Source organism: Caldicellulosiruptor bescii DSM 6725 (assembly GCF_000022325.1).
Lineage (GTDB): Bacteria > Bacillota > Thermoanaerobacteria > Caldicellulosiruptorales > Caldicellulosiruptoraceae > Caldicellulosiruptor > Caldicellulosiruptor bescii.
The window spans coordinates 2,627,970-2,644,228 of sequence record NC_012034.1 but is presented as its reverse complement, the minus strand read 5'-3'; the positions used below and the strand labels follow the sequence as shown (position 1 = coordinate 2,644,228).

At 41.3% G+C, this 16,259-nt stretch carries 23 protein-coding genes and 2 pseudogenes; all 25 read left to right on the top strand.

Features of this window, described 5'->3' with window-relative positions; translation table 11 throughout:
• Window positions 1-189 precede the first annotated feature (189 nt).
• The gene (locus tag ATHE_RS12700; protein WP_015908838.1) at window positions 190-1,179 is read left to right on the top strand and encodes a hypothetical protein; all 990 of its coding nucleotides are present in this window, start codon (window positions 190-192) and stop codon (window positions 1,177-1,179) included.
• Between the two features lie 12 nt (window positions 1,180-1,191).
• Window positions 1,192-3,069 carry a VirD4-like conjugal transfer protein, CD1115 family gene (locus ATHE_RS12695; protein ID WP_015908837.1) on the top strand — a complete coding sequence of 626 codons (1,878 nt, stop codon included), beginning with the start codon at window positions 1,192-1,194 and terminating at the stop codon, window positions 3,067-3,069.
• Between the two features lie 52 nt (window positions 3,070-3,121).
• Window positions 3,122-3,922 (top strand): radical SAM protein, encoded by an 801-nt coding sequence (locus ATHE_RS12690; protein WP_015908836.1) that lies wholly within the window; start codon window positions 3,122-3,124, stop codon window positions 3,920-3,922.
• Window positions 3,923-3,956: 34 nt separating this feature from the next.
• Window positions 3,957-4,721, top strand: coding sequence for a S1 RNA-binding domain-containing protein (locus ATHE_RS12685; protein WP_015908835.1), 765 nt, complete (start codon window positions 3,957-3,959; stop codon window positions 4,719-4,721).
• Between the two features lie 16 nt (window positions 4,722-4,737).
• Entirely contained in the window at window positions 4,738-4,890 is a 153-nt protein-coding gene (locus tag ATHE_RS14835) for a hypothetical protein (protein ID WP_015908834.1), read from the top strand.
• Window positions 4,891-5,012: 122 nt separating this feature from the next.
• Window positions 5,013-5,321, top strand: coding sequence for a hypothetical protein (locus ATHE_RS12680; protein ID WP_015908833.1), 309 nt, complete (start codon window positions 5,013-5,015; stop codon window positions 5,319-5,321).
• Window positions 5,322-5,434: 113 nt separating this feature from the next.
• A complete protein-coding gene (locus ATHE_RS12675) occupies window positions 5,435-6,586 on the top strand; it encodes a Druantia anti-phage system protein DruA (RefSeq protein ID WP_015908832.1) in 1,152 nt (383 codons plus the stop codon).
• 158 nt (window positions 6,587-6,744) lie between these two features.
• Window positions 6,745-7,140, top strand: a complete 396-nt coding sequence (locus ATHE_RS12670) for a hypothetical protein (RefSeq protein ID WP_015908831.1) — start codon at window positions 6,745-6,747, stop codon at window positions 7,138-7,140.
• Window positions 7,141-7,410: 270 nt separating this feature from the next.
• A pseudogene (locus ATHE_RS15230) lies at window positions 7,411-7,581 on the top strand (IS200/IS605 family accessory protein TnpB-related protein); the annotation flags it as partial.
• Between the two features lie 150 nt (window positions 7,582-7,731).
• Entirely contained in the window at window positions 7,732-8,010 is a 279-nt protein-coding gene (locus ATHE_RS12660) for an HU family DNA-binding protein (RefSeq protein WP_015908829.1), read from the top strand.
• Window positions 8,011-8,061: 51 nt separating this feature from the next.
• Window positions 8,062-8,625: a hypothetical protein gene (locus ATHE_RS12655; RefSeq protein WP_015908828.1), complete on the top strand. Its 564-nt coding sequence runs from the start codon at window positions 8,062-8,064 to the stop codon at window positions 8,623-8,625.
• Between the two features lie 100 nt (window positions 8,626-8,725).
• Complete coding sequence (locus ATHE_RS12650) at window positions 8,726-9,049, top strand: hypothetical protein (protein WP_015908827.1); 324 nt, start codon at window positions 8,726-8,728, stop codon at window positions 9,047-9,049.
• 77 nt (window positions 9,050-9,126) lie between these two features.
• Entirely contained in the window at window positions 9,127-9,384 is a 258-nt protein-coding gene (locus tag ATHE_RS12645) for a hypothetical protein (protein ID WP_015908826.1), read from the top strand.
• 140 nt (window positions 9,385-9,524) lie between these two features.
• The gene (locus tag ATHE_RS12640; RefSeq protein ID WP_015908825.1) at window positions 9,525-9,851 is read left to right on the top strand and encodes a hypothetical protein; all 327 of its coding nucleotides are present in this window, start codon (window positions 9,525-9,527) and stop codon (window positions 9,849-9,851) included.
• 23 nt (window positions 9,852-9,874) lie between these two features.
• Window positions 9,875-11,158: an RNA-guided endonuclease InsQ/TnpB family protein gene (locus ATHE_RS12635; RefSeq protein WP_015908824.1), complete on the top strand. Its 1,284-nt coding sequence runs from the start codon at window positions 9,875-9,877 to the stop codon at window positions 11,156-11,158.
• Between the two features lie 163 nt (window positions 11,159-11,321).
• A complete protein-coding gene (locus tag ATHE_RS15175; protein WP_015908823.1) occupies window positions 11,322-11,447 on the top strand; it encodes a hypothetical protein in 126 nt (41 codons plus the stop codon).
• A 1,016-nt stretch (window positions 11,448-12,463) separates the two neighbouring features.
• On the top strand, window positions 12,464-12,682 hold the full coding sequence (locus ATHE_RS15395; RefSeq protein ID WP_408605145.1) for a hypothetical protein: 219 nt from the start codon (window positions 12,464-12,466) through the stop codon (window positions 12,680-12,682).
• Window positions 12,675-13,676, top strand: a complete 1,002-nt coding sequence (locus tag ATHE_RS12615; protein WP_015908820.1) for a type II TA system antitoxin MqsA family protein — start codon at window positions 12,675-12,677, stop codon at window positions 13,674-13,676. The genes ATHE_RS15395 and ATHE_RS12615 overlap by 8 nt, the downstream gene beginning before the upstream one ends.
• Window positions 13,673-13,783: pseudogene (locus tag ATHE_RS14370) on the top strand (zinc ribbon domain-containing protein); the annotation flags it as partial. The gene ATHE_RS12615 and the pseudogene ATHE_RS14370, both read left to right, overlap by 4 nt.
• Before the next feature lie 411 nt (window positions 13,784-14,194).
• Window positions 14,195-14,776: a hypothetical protein gene (locus ATHE_RS12610; RefSeq protein WP_015908818.1), complete on the top strand. Its 582-nt coding sequence runs from the start codon at window positions 14,195-14,197 to the stop codon at window positions 14,774-14,776.
• 52 nt (window positions 14,777-14,828) lie between these two features.
• Window positions 14,829-15,113, top strand: coding sequence for a hypothetical protein (locus tag ATHE_RS12605; protein WP_015908817.1), 285 nt, complete (start codon window positions 14,829-14,831; stop codon window positions 15,111-15,113).
• 51 nt (window positions 15,114-15,164) lie between these two features.
• Window positions 15,165-15,464, top strand: a complete 300-nt coding sequence (locus ATHE_RS12600; RefSeq protein ID WP_015908816.1) for a hypothetical protein — start codon at window positions 15,165-15,167, stop codon at window positions 15,462-15,464.
• Window positions 15,465-15,516: 52 nt separating this feature from the next.
• Entirely contained in the window at window positions 15,517-15,750 is a 234-nt protein-coding gene (locus ATHE_RS12595) for a hypothetical protein (RefSeq protein ID WP_015908815.1), read from the top strand.
• 54 nt (window positions 15,751-15,804) lie between these two features.
• Window positions 15,805-15,981 carry a hypothetical protein gene (locus ATHE_RS14830; RefSeq protein ID WP_015908814.1) on the top strand — a complete coding sequence of 59 codons (177 nt, stop codon included), beginning with the start codon at window positions 15,805-15,807 and terminating at the stop codon, window positions 15,979-15,981.
• A gap of 62 nt (window positions 15,982-16,043) precedes the next feature.
• Window positions 16,044-16,238: a hypothetical protein gene (locus tag ATHE_RS12590; protein WP_015908813.1), complete on the top strand. Its 195-nt coding sequence runs from the start codon at window positions 16,044-16,046 to the stop codon at window positions 16,236-16,238.
• Window positions 16,239-16,259: the final 21 nt, after the last annotated feature.

The window sequence follows — 16,259 nt, the reverse complement described above, 5'->3', positions numbered from 1 at the left end:
ACAAGAGCAAAAGGGAAAGGTGCAGGGAAGAGTTTCCCTGCACCGAAGTAGCAACCCAGTAGTCATTGCTAAAGAGCACAGACGCCATTAGATGGTATAGCTGCCATAGGCAAACTGGCAGTGTTTAATGGTAGTAACCAGTAGAACATGCCAGAAGCAGGCAACAACATTAGATGGTGGTGATGTAAAGTGCTGGAATTAAGCAAGAGAGACGAAGCATTTTTTGAGATGGTAGTGAAATTCAAGATGGTGTCATATGATATGGCGAGAGAGATTTACAGGAACAAGAAGGCGATATACAACAGGATAGGTAAGATGATAGACGAAGGGATATTGAAGAAAGTGGGTTGGAACAATATAACGCTGACAGAAAGTGGTGCAAGGTTGATAGAAGAGGAGTATGGGTTAAAGTTTGAGCCATTGAGCAACCCGTCGATGCCGGAGATGGTAGGAAGATGGAAGAACGTAGTACGGGTAGGGTTTAGGAGATACATTATGCCGCATTTTACAACCTGCTGGGATTTAAAGAGTGAATCGAGAAAACAGCGTGAACAGCGGGGTAAGAAGGAGATAAGCGACAAGAATAAGGTGCTTGGGGTGGCGAAAGGCTATGCGATATTCAAGGTATCACAGAAAGCGAGCATGAAAGTATTATCTGAGATGATAGACGACATAGACGAACTGGTCGAGCACGATATACACAGGTTTGTTATTTTATGCGAAGGTGAGAAACTAAAAGACTTTTTGCAGGTAGTGACAAAATACAGTACGAGATTGAGGGTGCAGGCATTGCACACACTGCCATTGAGCGAATCGGGACTGCAGATAATGGACGTGATAATAGGGATACCGGAATGGAAGCACAGGATAGCAACAGCAGTTTACAGCAATGCATTTCCCAGTAGAAATAGACTGTTTGATTTTGAAGCAGGCGGAAAGCTAGTATATATTGGGATAGACGGTGAGATGATAGGGAAGAACGCAGTAGAGAACGTATTGAAATCGAGTCCATACAGAGCAGAGATACTGTGTTTAAAAGGTCAGGAGTGGCGGTTTGAAGGGATACAGGCGAATTTGAGAACGATCACACTGCAGGAGTTTTTGAACATAGTCGGGTATGAATCGACACCCAGTAGCCAACCCAGCAGCCAAACAAAACTTGGCGAAATGCAGGTATAGGGGGTTGATAGCATGAAGAAAGCACTTGGAATTGTAGCGATACTGGTAATTTACTACCTGATAATGGCGTATTTGATAGGGATGTTCAGCGGTGCGATATCACAGGACGCATGGGAACAGATTATGGCAGGGAAGAGTCCAAAGATAGTGATACAGACCGACCCGGTAGCAGCGCTGGGCAGTGTATTTCACAGTCCAGCAGTTTTGAGAATCTGGCTTGGTGTTGCTACTGTCCTACTGGTGGTAGCAGGAGTATTCATATTTGCATACAGAGACGAGTTGAAGATACATTTTGGCAAGGAAGTGCCAGCAGATGAGAGGAACACATATGGCTCAGCAGACTGGATGAAGCAAAGCGAAGCAAAAAAGGTATTCAAGTTTGGGAGCGAGCAAAAAGGGATACTGCTGGGGAAGGTAAAAGGACAGAGGGTAGTGCTGCCAGCAGACACGAAGTATAACAAGCACATAGCAATCTTTGGAGCACCGGGAACAGGGAAGTCAAGGACGTTTGCGAGGCCGAACATTGTGCAGATAGCGAAGATGGGGCAGAGCATGATAGTAACGGACCCCAAAGGCGAACTTTTTGAGGACATGTCAGTATGGTTAGAGAAGCAGGGGTACGACGTAAAAGCTTTAAATCTTGTCAACATCGAATGTTCTGACAGGTGGAATCCGTTGGACGCAGTAGCAGATGATATGGATGCGACGGTATTTGCGGATGTAGTGATAAGGAACACACAGGCAGGGATGAGAAAGGCAGGTGGCGACCCGTTCTGGGACAGGGCGGAGCTGAACCTGCTCAAGGCGCTGGTGCTGTACATTAAGGAGACGAGACCGGCGCAGGGACAGAATTTGGGTGAACTGTACAGGCTTTTAGCGACAACGAACATGGCAGGGTTGCAGAGCATGTTTATGAATATACCAAACGACAGGGCATCGAAGATGGCGTACAACATATTTGCACAGGCAAGTGAACAGGTAAGAACTGGTGTTATCATAGGACTTGGCACAAGGTTGCAGGTATTCCAGAACAGGCTTGTCCAAAAAATGACAGAAGTGAGTGACATAGATTTAGAAGCACCGAAGCGAAGGAAGGTAGCGTACTTTTGTATCATAAGCGACACACATAGAGCGTTCAGTTTCTTGAGCTCACTGTTTTTCAGTTTCCTGTTTATCAAGCTTGTGAACCTGCACGATACAACAACAGATCCAGAGATAAGAGCAAGGGAAGTGTACTTTTTGTTAGATGAGTTTCCCAACATTGGTGAGATACCGGATTTTCAGGAGAAGATAGCGACGATTCGTTCCAGGAGACTGCACTGCAGTATTATCTTTCAGAGTTTAGGGCAGCTTGAGAAGATATACCCGCTGGACTGGGAAAACATAATAGGATGTTGTGACACAAAGTTTTTCCTGGGGGCGAACGATTTGAAGACGGCGGAGTATGTATCGGAACTGCTTGGCACGAAATCAATACACACACGGTCGGTATCAAGGCAGGGCGGACTGGAAGGTCTGACAGAGATAGAACGAATAACACAGTCAGTTGGTAAAAGACAACTTTTGACACAGGATGAAGTGCTGAGATTTGAGAACGAGAAAGCGATAGTGATGGTAAGGGGACACAAACCGTTGATAGTAGAGAAAGTTGACATAAGCGAATTGAAGGAGAGTAAACAATTAACCATCCGGGCAATAAAAGACTATTTGAGACCGTGGGCAGCAGAAGTTACTGGAAACACAACTGCAGGGCAAGTTTGCGACGCAGGAGCACAATCACAGATAAACGCTGACCAGTCACAAAATAGATTTACGACACCACCAGAGAATAATGCAGATGGTTCAGAAGGGAACGAACAGAAGGAAACCGGGGAAGACGAATTACTATAAGCCCTGAAGACGAAAACTTCAGGACTTTCTTTTTTTGGGGAGGTTGAGACAGGTGGACAATGTGAGGATACCGGTACTGCCTTATAGAGGCGAAATTTTTGAAGAAGTGAGGTATGCAAATTTTTTAGAGAAGACAGGATATACCACTACACCACTGCCGATGAAGATACTATCGTTTGGGGGATGCAATTATTCATGCACATACTGCAAGAGGAACGGGCACAGTAAGGAAGGCAAATACATCAAAGGCAGCGTGTGGGTGGAGTTTTCGGAAATAGCTAGGAAAGTCAACAAACATTTAAGGCAGGGGTATACGATAAGACTGTCTGGTGGCGACCCGTGTTGTTTTAAAGGAGTCACGAAGGTGATAGCAAGATATGTCAAGAAGAAGGGAGGAAGGGTCAGCATAGCACACAACGGGTCAGACCCGGAATTTGTTCAGCAGTTGATAGACTACACAGATTTCTGGGCAATTGATTTAAAAAGCATAAGACCAGACAGGTTCAGAAGAATTACCGGGACAGGGAACAAAAGCAATGAATACCTGAACAATACACTGATGAGTATAAGCCTGGTATCGTGGTACGATATTCCAGTCGAAGTGCGCACGATAATATTCGATGACACAGAAGAAAGCGAACTGATAGAAATAGCGAAGTTTTTGAAATCCTGCGCTAATCTGAACTTATACTGGACGCTACGGCTATACAAGGGGCAAGCAGCTGGTAAATTCAAGCCACCTGAACTGACAAAAGTAACAGACATGGCAAGACGGATAAAAGAAGCGTATCCAGTGCTCAAAATAGGAATACGCAAAAACTGGAACGGAGAAAGTGGATTATTGACAATATAAGTAAACAAGTTTGCAAGGAAGGGAGAGATGTAAAATGCAAAGCACGCAAATAAAAACAGACAAAAGAATTTATGAACTTCAGCAGGCTTTAAAAACAGGAAGGATTCTACTGGGGGAAGTGATAACAAAAGAGCAGCAAAACGGCAAATGGTATGCGGTTGTGAAATGGAAAGGACTGAGACTGTACTGTGACGAGGCAGAACTTGGACTGCAGGAGCAGGTAAAGAACAAAGCAGATGCACTGCTTGGAGCTTTGATTGAGTTTGTAGTGATAGCACAGGAGAATGGCAGATTTTACATTTCAAGGGTAAAAGCGATGGAGAAGCGAAGAAAAATCTGGGAGAAAGTAAAGGAAGGTGATATTGTTGAGGGCAGGATAACAGGGGTAACGCCGAGAAATGCATTCATAGAAGTGTTAGGCTATGAATTTGCTCTACCGGCAGAAGAAATGCTGTGGAATTACACAAATGATTTGAGAAGACACTTCAAGATAGCAGACAGAGTCAAGGCAAAGGTGATAAGCAAAGACCCACCGAAAATAAGCGTAAAGCAGGCATACCCGAACCCATGGGACACACCACCTGCTGTAACGGTAGGTCAGGTTATTGTTGCCCCAGTAGATGCCATTGCACATTTTGGATTTCTGGTGAAACTCGACGATGGTAAACAGTGCCTGTGTCCGCCGTATTCAAATGCAAGGGAAATACCAACTATTGGGACGAGAGTGGTGGTGCAGATTCAGAGCATTGATCTTGAGAAGAGAAGGATTTTTGGTACGATACAGCGAATATTGAGATAAGGGGAGTGATATAACATTGCAGACGAAACTCATACCGGCAAGGGAACTACTGGACAGGTATGACAAGAGACCGGCATGGCAGAAGAAAGTAGATGATTTTGTGACGAAAGCACAGATTTTGCTTATCAAAATCAAAATAGCTTGGAAAAGAAGACATAGAGTGATATAATATATCTAGTAGTCGGGTAAAATGCAAGAAAAATGTATCTACAGAAATGTAAAAACAAAAGCTCTGGTTTCAAAAGCCAGAGCTTTTTGTTTTTGTAGACTTTAACAGGGAGTGATGTAAACATGGCACGAAAGATTTTGTTTGAGAGTATTGACGATTATTTGCATTTGGCAGAAAAAACATTGAAAGATGACAGATTTACAAACAGAGTTTTAAGAATGTTAAAAAAACTTCCGGCTGGCAGTAAAGGAGTACTTATCAAACCTTTTCCAGTAACTATAGAAAAGTTTCAAAAACCAAAATACAGATATGAAACCTGGCTGACGGGGCATGTTCAGTCGATGATAACAGGTGAGATACTAATGTTTTTAGCAGGTACAGACGGAACTGTTGCATGCAAAAAACCAGAAAACATTTTTGGTAATCCATAGCAGGGAAAATTAAAGCTCTGGTTGTAAAAGCCAGAGCTTTTTGTTTTTTTTGGGGTGAAAAATCAAAAAGCGTGGTATAACAATAATAGCAACCAGAGAAGGAGAAACTACAGATGAGCATGGCAGTATATCAACTTTGCTTTGCTGAGTATACAGAAGTTCTCAAGCAAGAAATTATACAAGAGATTGAGAAGTTCCAAAAGTACTTAAAAGTAACAGACAAAGAGAGCATGAGAAAACTTCACGAGATTGCAAGGAACGATGAGATAAGGAAGCATACCAAGTTTTTACAAGCTGAAGGGTACAGGATCATACACACATTTTTCGCAGACGGTTGGGAAGTAGAACCTGAGAAGATAAACCCCGTTCTCATCCCAGTAGAGAACGATTTACAAAACAACATATTCAAAACAGCACGGTTTACCTGGAGCTCGCCGTACACAGAAGGTTATGGCAGACGACTCAAGTTTCTGGTGTTTGACAATTTCAACGGCAAACTAATAGGAATACTTGGGTTACAGTCGCCAGTACTGGGGCTTAAAGCCAGAAACGAATACCTGGGACTTTCAAAAGGACCTGAAAAGTTGAAAGTACTGAATCGCACAATGGACATATACACACTGGGAGCCCTGCCGCCATATAATTTCCTGCTGGGTGGCAAACTCATGGTCCTTGCAGCAGTTTCAAACGAAATTAGAGAGGTTTATCGCAAAAAGTATGAAGGCAAAACAACAGAGATAGAAGGTAACAACATTGATGGAGACCTCGTCATGCTAACCACAACATCAGCATACGGCAGAAGTTCCATCTATAATAGAGTCAAATACAAAGACAATCTCATCTGCATACCTGTGGGGTACACAGAAGGACAGGGTACACTGTTCATGACCAGCAGTCTGTGCGAGAAAGCAAGAGAATACCTGCAAAGTAAGGGTGTGAAAGTTAAAAGTGGCTACGGAAACGGACCAAACTACAAGTTTCGACTTGCAAAGGCACTGGCAAGACAGCTAAAATTAGAAGGGATTGAAGTTGAACTTGTAACCCACGGTGTGCAGAGAGAAGTATACGTGTTTCCACTGATTAAAAACCTGCAGGAGTACGTCAAAGCACCTGATACAACTGAACCCGAATACTTCGACTATCCGTTTTCTGACCTTGCAAGTTACTGGAAGGAGAGATATTGCTTGCCCAGAAGCAAAAGGAACACCGAATGGAAGGCATGGCGAAAAGAACAGGTGTGGCAGGACATAGCAAAGTCTTTGTGAGTTTTTTAAAAAGCTGGGGGAAATTTTTTAAAAGCGTGGTATAACTTTAAATAGAAATGTATAATTCACTTGGGAATAAGAGATAACAGACAATCATGCCTGTTCAAGAAAATAATCAATAGCGGTTGTATTTGCTTTAGAGCAGGGAGGTGATTAGGGTGAAAAAAAGGATTGTTAGTATTTTGATAAAGGTGTTCCTCGGCTGCAGCATTTTAGTAACGATGCTATCTCAAAAGGGCGCAATTATAAATATATACAACAGGAACCCAAAACTGATGATACTGACGGTAATAACAATTGGGATAATAGCACTCATTGATGGTATAGTCAGGGTTATACTTCCAGTAGACACGAGCACGCTGTTTCTCTTTTACACAATTGAAATACCGCCTCTTATCTTCATTGCTCTGTCTTTTCTATATAACCCTGAGTTATGCAAACTTAATGTAACTTTGCCTCTGGTTGTAGTGCTTAGCATAATATTCATTTTCATGCTTACATTTGATATAGTAGCAGAAAAACGTCAGCAACAGGTAAAAAACAACATAAGGTAAGTTTATCGAAAAGGGCAAAAAGAGGAGGGATAAATGTGAAGAATGTATTTCTGGTTTGGGTTGTTGGTGTACTCCTATCAATACCTATATTCGTTATGCTTGTTCTACTGCGTGGTATAGATAACAATCTGTATTATCTCACTGTACGGGCTTTCAGTTTCTTCCTTGCATTCATAGGTATTGTTGGTTTTGTGTTGAGTATGTATTACTTTTACAAATTTCACAAAAGTAACAGTGATAAAACACAAAAGAAAATTTGTTGAGTATAAGGCGGTGGTAACGCCACTCTCCCCTGACAGAGTCCTGCGTGATATGTCTGTCTTGAAATCGCTTTTGATTTCAGGGCAAGTGGGGAAGACCTGTAAGGGCGCAAGTTCCTGTTTCTTGGGGCAGGGGCTATGGCTTTCCCAAATACCGCCTGCTGGGGTCGGGAAAGCTTGAAAGGCGGACTACAAATACCCCAGCCGCCAATACTGTGCAATTTTGCACAGTTTGGTTGACCAGGTCAAGATAATAGCACTGTTTGTTATTAACGAGCAACAGGCGAACACGCCTGTTGAAATAAAAACAAATGATGGGGGTGTATAATCAATGTCCAAGGAAGAACTTATCAAAGCAATGTCCCAGAAGAGCGGTCTCACAAAGAAGGACAGCGAGAAAGCACTGAACGCACTAATTGAGAGTATTCAAGAAGCTCTTTCCAAAGGCGAGAAGATCCAGCTTGTAGGATTTGGGTCATTTGAAGTAAGGCAACGAGCAGAACGAAAAGGTCGAAATCCGCAGACAAGAGAAGAAATCATCATTCCGGCAACAAAGGTACCTGTTTTCAAGGCAGGCAAAATGTTAAAGCAAGCTGTTGTGACAGGATAGGGCAGGTCTGTTTTTTTTCCTGCCCTGTTAATTTTTCTGGGGGCGGTTATTTTGTACAGTCGCAAACAACAGCTAATAACTCTCTTAATTATGGAAATCGGTTTTCTGGCTCTTTGTATCAGCATACTGTCGCTGGTTAACAGAATATACATCGAAAATTTCATGCTCAAAAGTGCTCAGAGTTTGTACATGGTTGGAAAAGCTAGGGAAGCAGATGTACCACAGCTTCTTGGATTGATACGCGCAGAGAAAATAGTAGTGTTCAAAGACGATACAAACTCATACATCATCTTCCCAGTAAACTCAGAAGGATTCCAGCAACCATACAGAGTTGACAAAAGAGTTATCGCAATATTGCAAGTTGATAAACACATACAGGAGTACTTAGAAAAGTTCAGAAAAGCAACTAAACTTTCAAACATTTCTTTTTACAACGCAGTAAGCAACGAAATAACAGGATATGTAGTCGTATATGACCTGATAATAGTTCTCATTTTTGCAATTGTAATGATTATTGCATGGGGAATGATAACAGACACTGCAGATAGTTCAAATGTGCTGAAAAGTGATAAAAATTCATGGTGTCAAAACCAAAAAACGTGGTATAATAAATAACAAAAGGTGCAAACAAGGTCTCTTCCACTCCCCGATGAACTGCAAACTCCCCCTTGCTTAGAAGTTAGCCAACCAGAGTAAGCGAGGGGGAGTGGAAGAGATGTACTACCCAGACGAAGTTACCATTGATGGTATTGAGTGCTACCTGAAATGGAGCAAGCACTCAAAGGAAAGAGAGATAGAAAGGTTATTCATAGTTGAAGACGTAATACGAACACTTGAACTTGCAACAGAGTTATTAGACTTCCCAAGTGCTACCTACTGCTGGGTAAGGAATCATACTCGCCAGAAGAGTGTACTGGTAAGGGTACTGGCAGAAAAGTTATATGTATGCATAGAGATCATCACACTTCTGGATGATATTGCAGAACCGCATGAAGGAACAATGGTTATAGACGTTTGGGAAGAAGAATATGCTGCATAGAGAAGGGTGGAGAAAACAAAAGGGGAAACTCCACCCTTTTGTTTTCTCTGCGATAACAATTGAAAGGAGAGATGATTATGATAAAGATTAGATTTTCCAAAGACTTTGATCCATCCGAATTTGACTTTGAAATGCCATCAAAAAAGCTCGTTTATGAATTTGTGCTTGAATGTATAGAGAAAAACAAAGACAAGATTCCAATGAACAAAAGCGTTGCATATTTTGATGCTACAGACAGAAAAGTAACAGCAATATTCAAGAGAGTAGCACAAAACGAATACGTCATAGAAGAATACTTCCCATGCAATGCTGTATTAGACGTTAAAGAAAAATAGTCCGAACAGGCTAACCCTGTTCGGTTTTTGATAAATCCCCTTTCAATAAGGTGGTGGCAAAAGGGTTGTGAGAGCAACCCTGAATATTGCTTTCCACCCTTTTGCCTTTAATAAGACCTTATGAAAGGGGTAGATAGAAGATGGCAACAGTCAAGTTTGCAGAAGGTTTGAAAGAAGACAGAGAAGTTTTAGAATTTGTTAAAAGACAGATAGCAAAATATGATTTAGACAACCAAACATTTGAAGATGGCGAAACACCACTTTTTTTCTTTGACAGTACTGAAAAAGACATCGCAGCAAGAGTCAGAAGATACCCGAACAACATTTATGAAATTGAGTATTATACGAGAATCAGCGAATATTTCAAAGTCAATGAGCCAAGAGAATTTCACCGTTTAATTCCCGCGGAGGCTCCAACCTCTACAGGTTGGAGAGGAAGCGGGATTGATATTTTTTCAATCACATGATAAAATATACTCGGTGAGTGAAAATGAAGTTAACGTTATCCTGTAAATTTAAACTCTGGCTGTCACAAGAACAAAAAAGAAAACTCATCGAAACTGCAAAAACATATACCAGTGCTATTAACTTTGTCTTAGCCGAAAATCTGAAAGACAAAACAACTAACGTAAAGAAACTACACAAACTCTACTACAAAACCATCAGAAAAAAGTTTTCTCTTCCCTCCCAGCTGGCTATCAATGTCTACCGACAAGTTGCAGACATATACCAAACCCTGTGGGCACAATATAACAACCTGCTGTACAGAGAGCAAAATAGCAACAACAATAGTGGTACCGCTGAAGAATTCTGGAGTAAACCACCAAAACGAAAAACTCTCACAGTAAACTACACGCACGGTCGCACCTTCTCCATCAAGTACGACAAAAATACAGACACCTTCTTCGTATCCATTTCCTCCATCCATGGCAGAATTAAAAACGTTCGAATCACCGGTTGGAAACAACACTACAACTATTTAAAACACGGCGAAATAGGTGACCCTGTGCTTGTCTATGATAAACCATCAAAAGAATTTTACCTGCACATCCCAGTAACCCTGGAAATCGACGAAAAACTGCACAAAGAAATTGCTGGTATAGACGTTGGAGAGAGAAATATTGTAACAGTAGTGTCAACTGCTGGTGCGAGATATACTATACCACTTCCTGACCAGGTTAGACGTACCAAGCGTCACTATCACGAGTTGCGCTCTCAGTTGATGTCAAAAGGCACTCGCTCTGCCAGAAGAAAACTCCAAAAGATTGGCATGAGCGAGAAACGGTTCGTGTCCAACTTTCTACATAAACTCACTAAGGACCTTGTCAGGAAGCACCCGGCAGCACTATTTGTCATGGAAGATTTGAGCATGATCAGAACAAACAGGATAACGTATCGTGGCAATGATAGTGAAGCGCGCCGCCAAGCAGAACAATGGCCTTTTGCCGAACTACAAAACAAATTGGAGTACAAATCAATACTCTACAATGGAATATGTTCAGTCAAAGTTGACCCTTCGTATACTTCGCTATCCTGTCCTGTTTGTGGACATGTATCGAAAGACAACCGCCCCGGACATGGTGAACTATTTAAGTGTCAGCGCTGCGGTTATGAAGAAAATGCTGACATAGTAGGCGCAACGAATATAGCAATAAGGTATCTTGTGGAAGTTCAGCAGATGAACCTGAGAGGGCTGCTTGTCAACCAGCCTAATGTTCCCTGTTTGCAAAAACAGGTAGAGCAAGCTCCTACCTCTATAGGTAGGAGCAGTTGACGAATATACCCTTCCAAGCGGCAGAAAAGTAAAAGTTTGTTTTGCGCCATACTTTCCACCAGAAGATCTGTTAGAAGACTGTGATGACTACCCACCAAAAGAACTTGTACTCAAGTTTGTCTTAGAATGTCTTGAGGACGACGACACACCAGTAGGCGAAGAAATGGCATACTATGATACAAAAGAGTACAAACTAACAGCAATTTTGAAGAGACTCTCAGAAGACGAATACGAGATAGAAGAATACTACCGCTGTGATGCAGTGATAGACAAAAGAGAATTTGAGTAAACTACCGGGCAGGTTTTAGACCTGCCTGTTTTCATATAGACTACTGGGTGGGGAAAATATTCCTTGCCCAGTAGCAGTTAGAATCCAAAAAGGAGATGATTTTTCTTGGATGAGCTGCAAAGAAGACAATGTCTGAGATGTGATTACCTGAATAATGATATCCCGATCAACAAAAAGAAACCAAACTGCAAAAACTTTCTAAACTGCGAAGTGTACAATGTCACAATTAAACTGAAGATGCGAATTCAACATCTGCGTGGCGAAATAGGACCTATGTTTATATGCACTAAAGATGGCTGTACAGTGGAGAATTTTAAATTTTGACATTTAGTTTGCAAATCCACTGTCATGTTCAAAAGGCTTGAAAGCTCAGCATTTTTGAAGACCCGGAAAGTTCAGCCGGGCTTTTCATGCAGCCATCCCCTGCCAGAAGGTTCATAACTTCATGTTTGGGACGGTTCCCAGAGGAAGACCAACATTTGTTCGCTATCAAAAGCAAAGCACATGAAAACAGGTTTTGCCAGTACGGGCTGGGGCAGGTCAGTTCAAAAGCCCGGACAGGAAACACAAAAAGCCAGAAACGCAGCAAAATCAAGGGTTTTTGGCAGTTGCAAATTTGCAAAACAAATAAAGGCTCAAAATCGCATTGCAAATGAGCAGGTAATATATAAAAATACCTTTTACCCAAAAATCGTTCAATGTAGGGCAAAAGCAACCGCTTTCATGGGTGTTTTTTGAGGGTGTATATGCTGAACTTAAATCATTGTTTTTATGTATGTAGATAGAATACTGCCATCAAATAGTGGCAAAAATAAAAATAGTGTGGTATAATAAAATTGCGAAGGACGTTGTAAGTTGTACGAAAGAAGGCGATTAAGATTGACAAGCTAAAGGAAGAAATAGTCAGGAATTATCTACTGGGAATCAAGAAACTTGTAACAATAGGGAAATGGCGCTTTATTTTTAGAAGGAAAAACATAGAGTTTTTGCACAAATGGGGGTTGCTGATAGACGATGTGAGAGATATATTGCTGGATCTGGCTCCAGAAGATTATGTTAAAGGACCGGAACAAGACCATGACAAAGATAGAGAAGGCGATATATGGATTTTCAAAAACAGTAGATATTTAGATGTTTGTATATACATAAAGTTGAGATACAATCCACCAGAAGAAGTAGTTTGTATTTCTTTTCACGAGGATGAACCTCAAGAAGGAGGTGAACAGGATGAATAGAGTATACTGCCCGGAGTGCAAAAAAGATGTGGAGTTCGAACTCGAGAGGAATTTGATCAAAGAATACAAAGGTGTACAGGTAAATGTTGAAGAATATATTCCCCGTTGTGGTGAGTGTAATACTGAGCTGTTCATACCGGACATCGAAAATGAGAATCTCAAAAGACTTTACCAGCGTTACAGAGAATTAACAGGTTTGATTACACCTGAAGAAATCCAGAAGATAAGAGAAAAGTATAACCTGTCTCAAAGGGAACTTGGTCAAATTCTTGGCTGGGGCAAGATGACAATAAACAGATACGAACGAGGGGCTCTGCCTTCTAAATCACACAGTGACATTTTGAAGTTGATTCTCCAGGCTGAAGAGTTTTTCAAAGAAAAGGTTGAAGAAGCTCATAATGCTGGAAGAATAACTACAAAAACGTATCAAAAGTTGATACAAAAAATAAGTGCTTCAGTTGGCGAAAAGAAGAAAAGAATAATTATTGAAGAACTTACGCATCCAGAAGATATTTATAACGGGTTTAAAAGATTTGACTTTGAAAAACTTGAGAACTTGATAAGTTATATTGCTGAAAAGGTTGGTAATCTCTACTTGAGCAGTCTAAACAAAATTTTGTGGTACATTGATTTTTTACATTTCAAATACCGACTGCGTTCGGTAACAGGATTGAGATACATCAAATACACATATGGTCCTGTAATTGAGAATTTTGCATACAACGAAATAATAGCATATCCAAGTGACAAATACACTGTGGAACAATATGAAATGCCTGATGGTGCAATTCAGACTGTAATCAAAAGCACAGGGAATTATGACCTTTCAGTTTTTGATGAAAAAGAGCTTGCCATAATTGATAAAGTTATAAACTTGCTGAAAGACAAAACATGCAGGGAAATATCTGAGATGTCACACAAAGAAAAGGGATGGTGTGAAACACCAAAAAAAGAACTTATATCTTACGAATTTGCGAAGGACATTGAACTTTGATGGATAGGGTATGGAAATGTCCTGAATGTAGAACAATCCATGATAGAGATGAAAATGCAGCGAAAAACTTGAGAAACTATGGGATTGTATATATAAGCGACAAGTAGGGTGGGGACCACCCGAATTTACGCCTGTGGAGATTGGACCTCTACTACCAGGGATTTATCCTCCGGTAGCAAGTCTGGTCGATGAGACAGGAAGTCTCCACCTCTTCAGGTGGATGGTAGTTCACTATTAGAAGGCAATCACAAAGCAGGTTTTGGACTTTTGCAGTACTGAAACCTGAAAAAAAGCCTGCTCGAAAGCCCAAAGCAGTTTTCCTGCCCAGCAGAAAAAAAGTTGTTGCAAACAAAAGTTTTTGTGGTATAATAAAATCAGAAAGAGAATATCAAAGTTTGCCAAAGAAAGTTAGCCCTGAGCTGGGAAGCTGAAGCTTCCTTCTCAGGGCTTTTCGTTTTTATTGCCCCCTTTTTTTGGCGGTTTGCAAAACAAAGTTTGCAGTAAGGGGGTAGTTAGCCATGGATTCCAGATTTAGGGATATACTTAAAAAGTACAGCAGAAAGGGCAGGGTAAAGATTGACTGGGATGCTAAAAGAATTCAGTACCACCTTGAAACAAGCTCTCCATACTACGAAAAAGAAGTCTTTCTTGTATTCAAAGATGGTAGCGTAAAAAAACTTCTGGATTGTGCATTCTTGTACAGAGATATATTAAGCAACATTGTAGGTGGCGTAGAAAATTTACCATGGGAAGTAGAACGATTAGATTTCGGCAGGATAATTACAGCACTAGCTATATTACCTGACAACATACGAGAACAGATAATAGCTATCATACAGCGATACGACCAGATTCGTTATATCCCAAGAAACCGTGACGGTTGGGGTGAAGATGATGTCAAAGTATACACTTTGAAAGAACCCACATTCATTATTACTCCTTTTGAAAAGGCATTGGTAGATACCATGCTTGCAAACAGTCTTCTTTTCAAAAAAATTGGGAAGAAACTGGTATTCCCGCTTGCCCTGCCCATTCCACAACGCAGGAGGAGTAGAGTATCAAATATTTTCAGGAATCTCCTGCATCTGGCAAGGGTTTAACCCCTTGCCATGGAAGTTGGCAAAATAAAGTTTGCAAGGGGAGGTAGTTTGCATGGCAAGAAAATCAAAAATACAAATAGCAAGAGAGGCTGTGTGCAACTACTTGAGAGAACATAGTAATACACGTTACATCATGCTCTTCGATTTATCAGTAATTGCAGACAATGCTGCCGGCAAGGAACTGTTCAAATCCTTGTATGACTACGAACAAATAGTACCGGGAAGGACCTGCTGGATACCTGCTGAAAAACTTGACCAGACAACACTCTGCCGAGGACTTGGCGGTAATTTTCTGGTCGTAGAAAATCCATACTACAGAAACGTTGCAAGGGCTTAGTCCCTTGCCATGGCAGTTAGCCAAATACAAAGTTTGCGGGAGGTAGTTGGCATGGATTCTAGATTTAGAGATATACTTGAAAAGTACAGCAGAGCAGTAATTATTTTAGACGACACTGAAGTGACATACAAGACACACAAACCTCTTTATGAAATACTGGCGATGGCAGCAAAACTTGGCTCAATAGTTATTGCAGTTCAAGATTCGATTTACATGTTTGAAATAACTGAAGAACTTTTACAAGCAGTAGCCTTACTATACTACAAAAACCACTACTGTACTGTAAAAGAAAAACGAGTTACACCAGCCTTTCTCACCTTTCTCAGGCAAAAGCTACTGGCAAGGGTTTAGACCCTTGCCTTGGAAGTTAGCAAAACAAAGTTTGCAGAAAGGAGAGAGAAAAATGCACAGGGGTTATCCATACGAGTACGACTGGTACCCGAGAAGAAGAACTGAGGAGGACACTCGCAGGATTGAGTGGCTCAGAAGCCACTGGAGAATTCCCGAAAACTGGAACATCGAGCCAGTAGAGTTGATTGAGAGATTTTCTTATGTTCCCGGCAGCTACATTGGATACCGCATCTTAAACGAGAAGGGACAGACAGTATACTACGGTGTGCTTCGTCCTGTGAGATAGTCCTCCTCCCTCTTGGCAGTTTGCCGAAAAAAGTTTGCAGGGAGGATGATGAAGATGTACAAAACAATTGTCGTGGGGTACACTTCCGATGGGTACTACGGTCCAATTCAGGCAGGAACCTACAACGATCTGGAAACAGCTATAAGGTTTCCTGAACTTAAGGAACATGTTGATATTATAGCAGTTTATGTGTACGATTGCCAGGGAAAGCTGGTATACCCTCGGAAGTAGTATTCTCTCCCCTTCTCTGGCAGTTTGCAAAGAAAAGTTTGCGGGAAGGGAGAGGGTTTGCCATGTCTGATATGTTGGGAAAAGAAGTCAGAGAAGTAAAAGATGAACTTGTCGCTTTCAAGACATCGACGCTCACCGAATTGGCCAATTTTAAGCTGGATATTGCAAAAGAACTGAGAAGTACCAAATGGCAGACCCTTGGCTTAATGGTTGGACTGACTGCAATATTTGTGACAATCATACTTGTCTTCAAGTAACCCCATGTCCTAGTTTGCAGT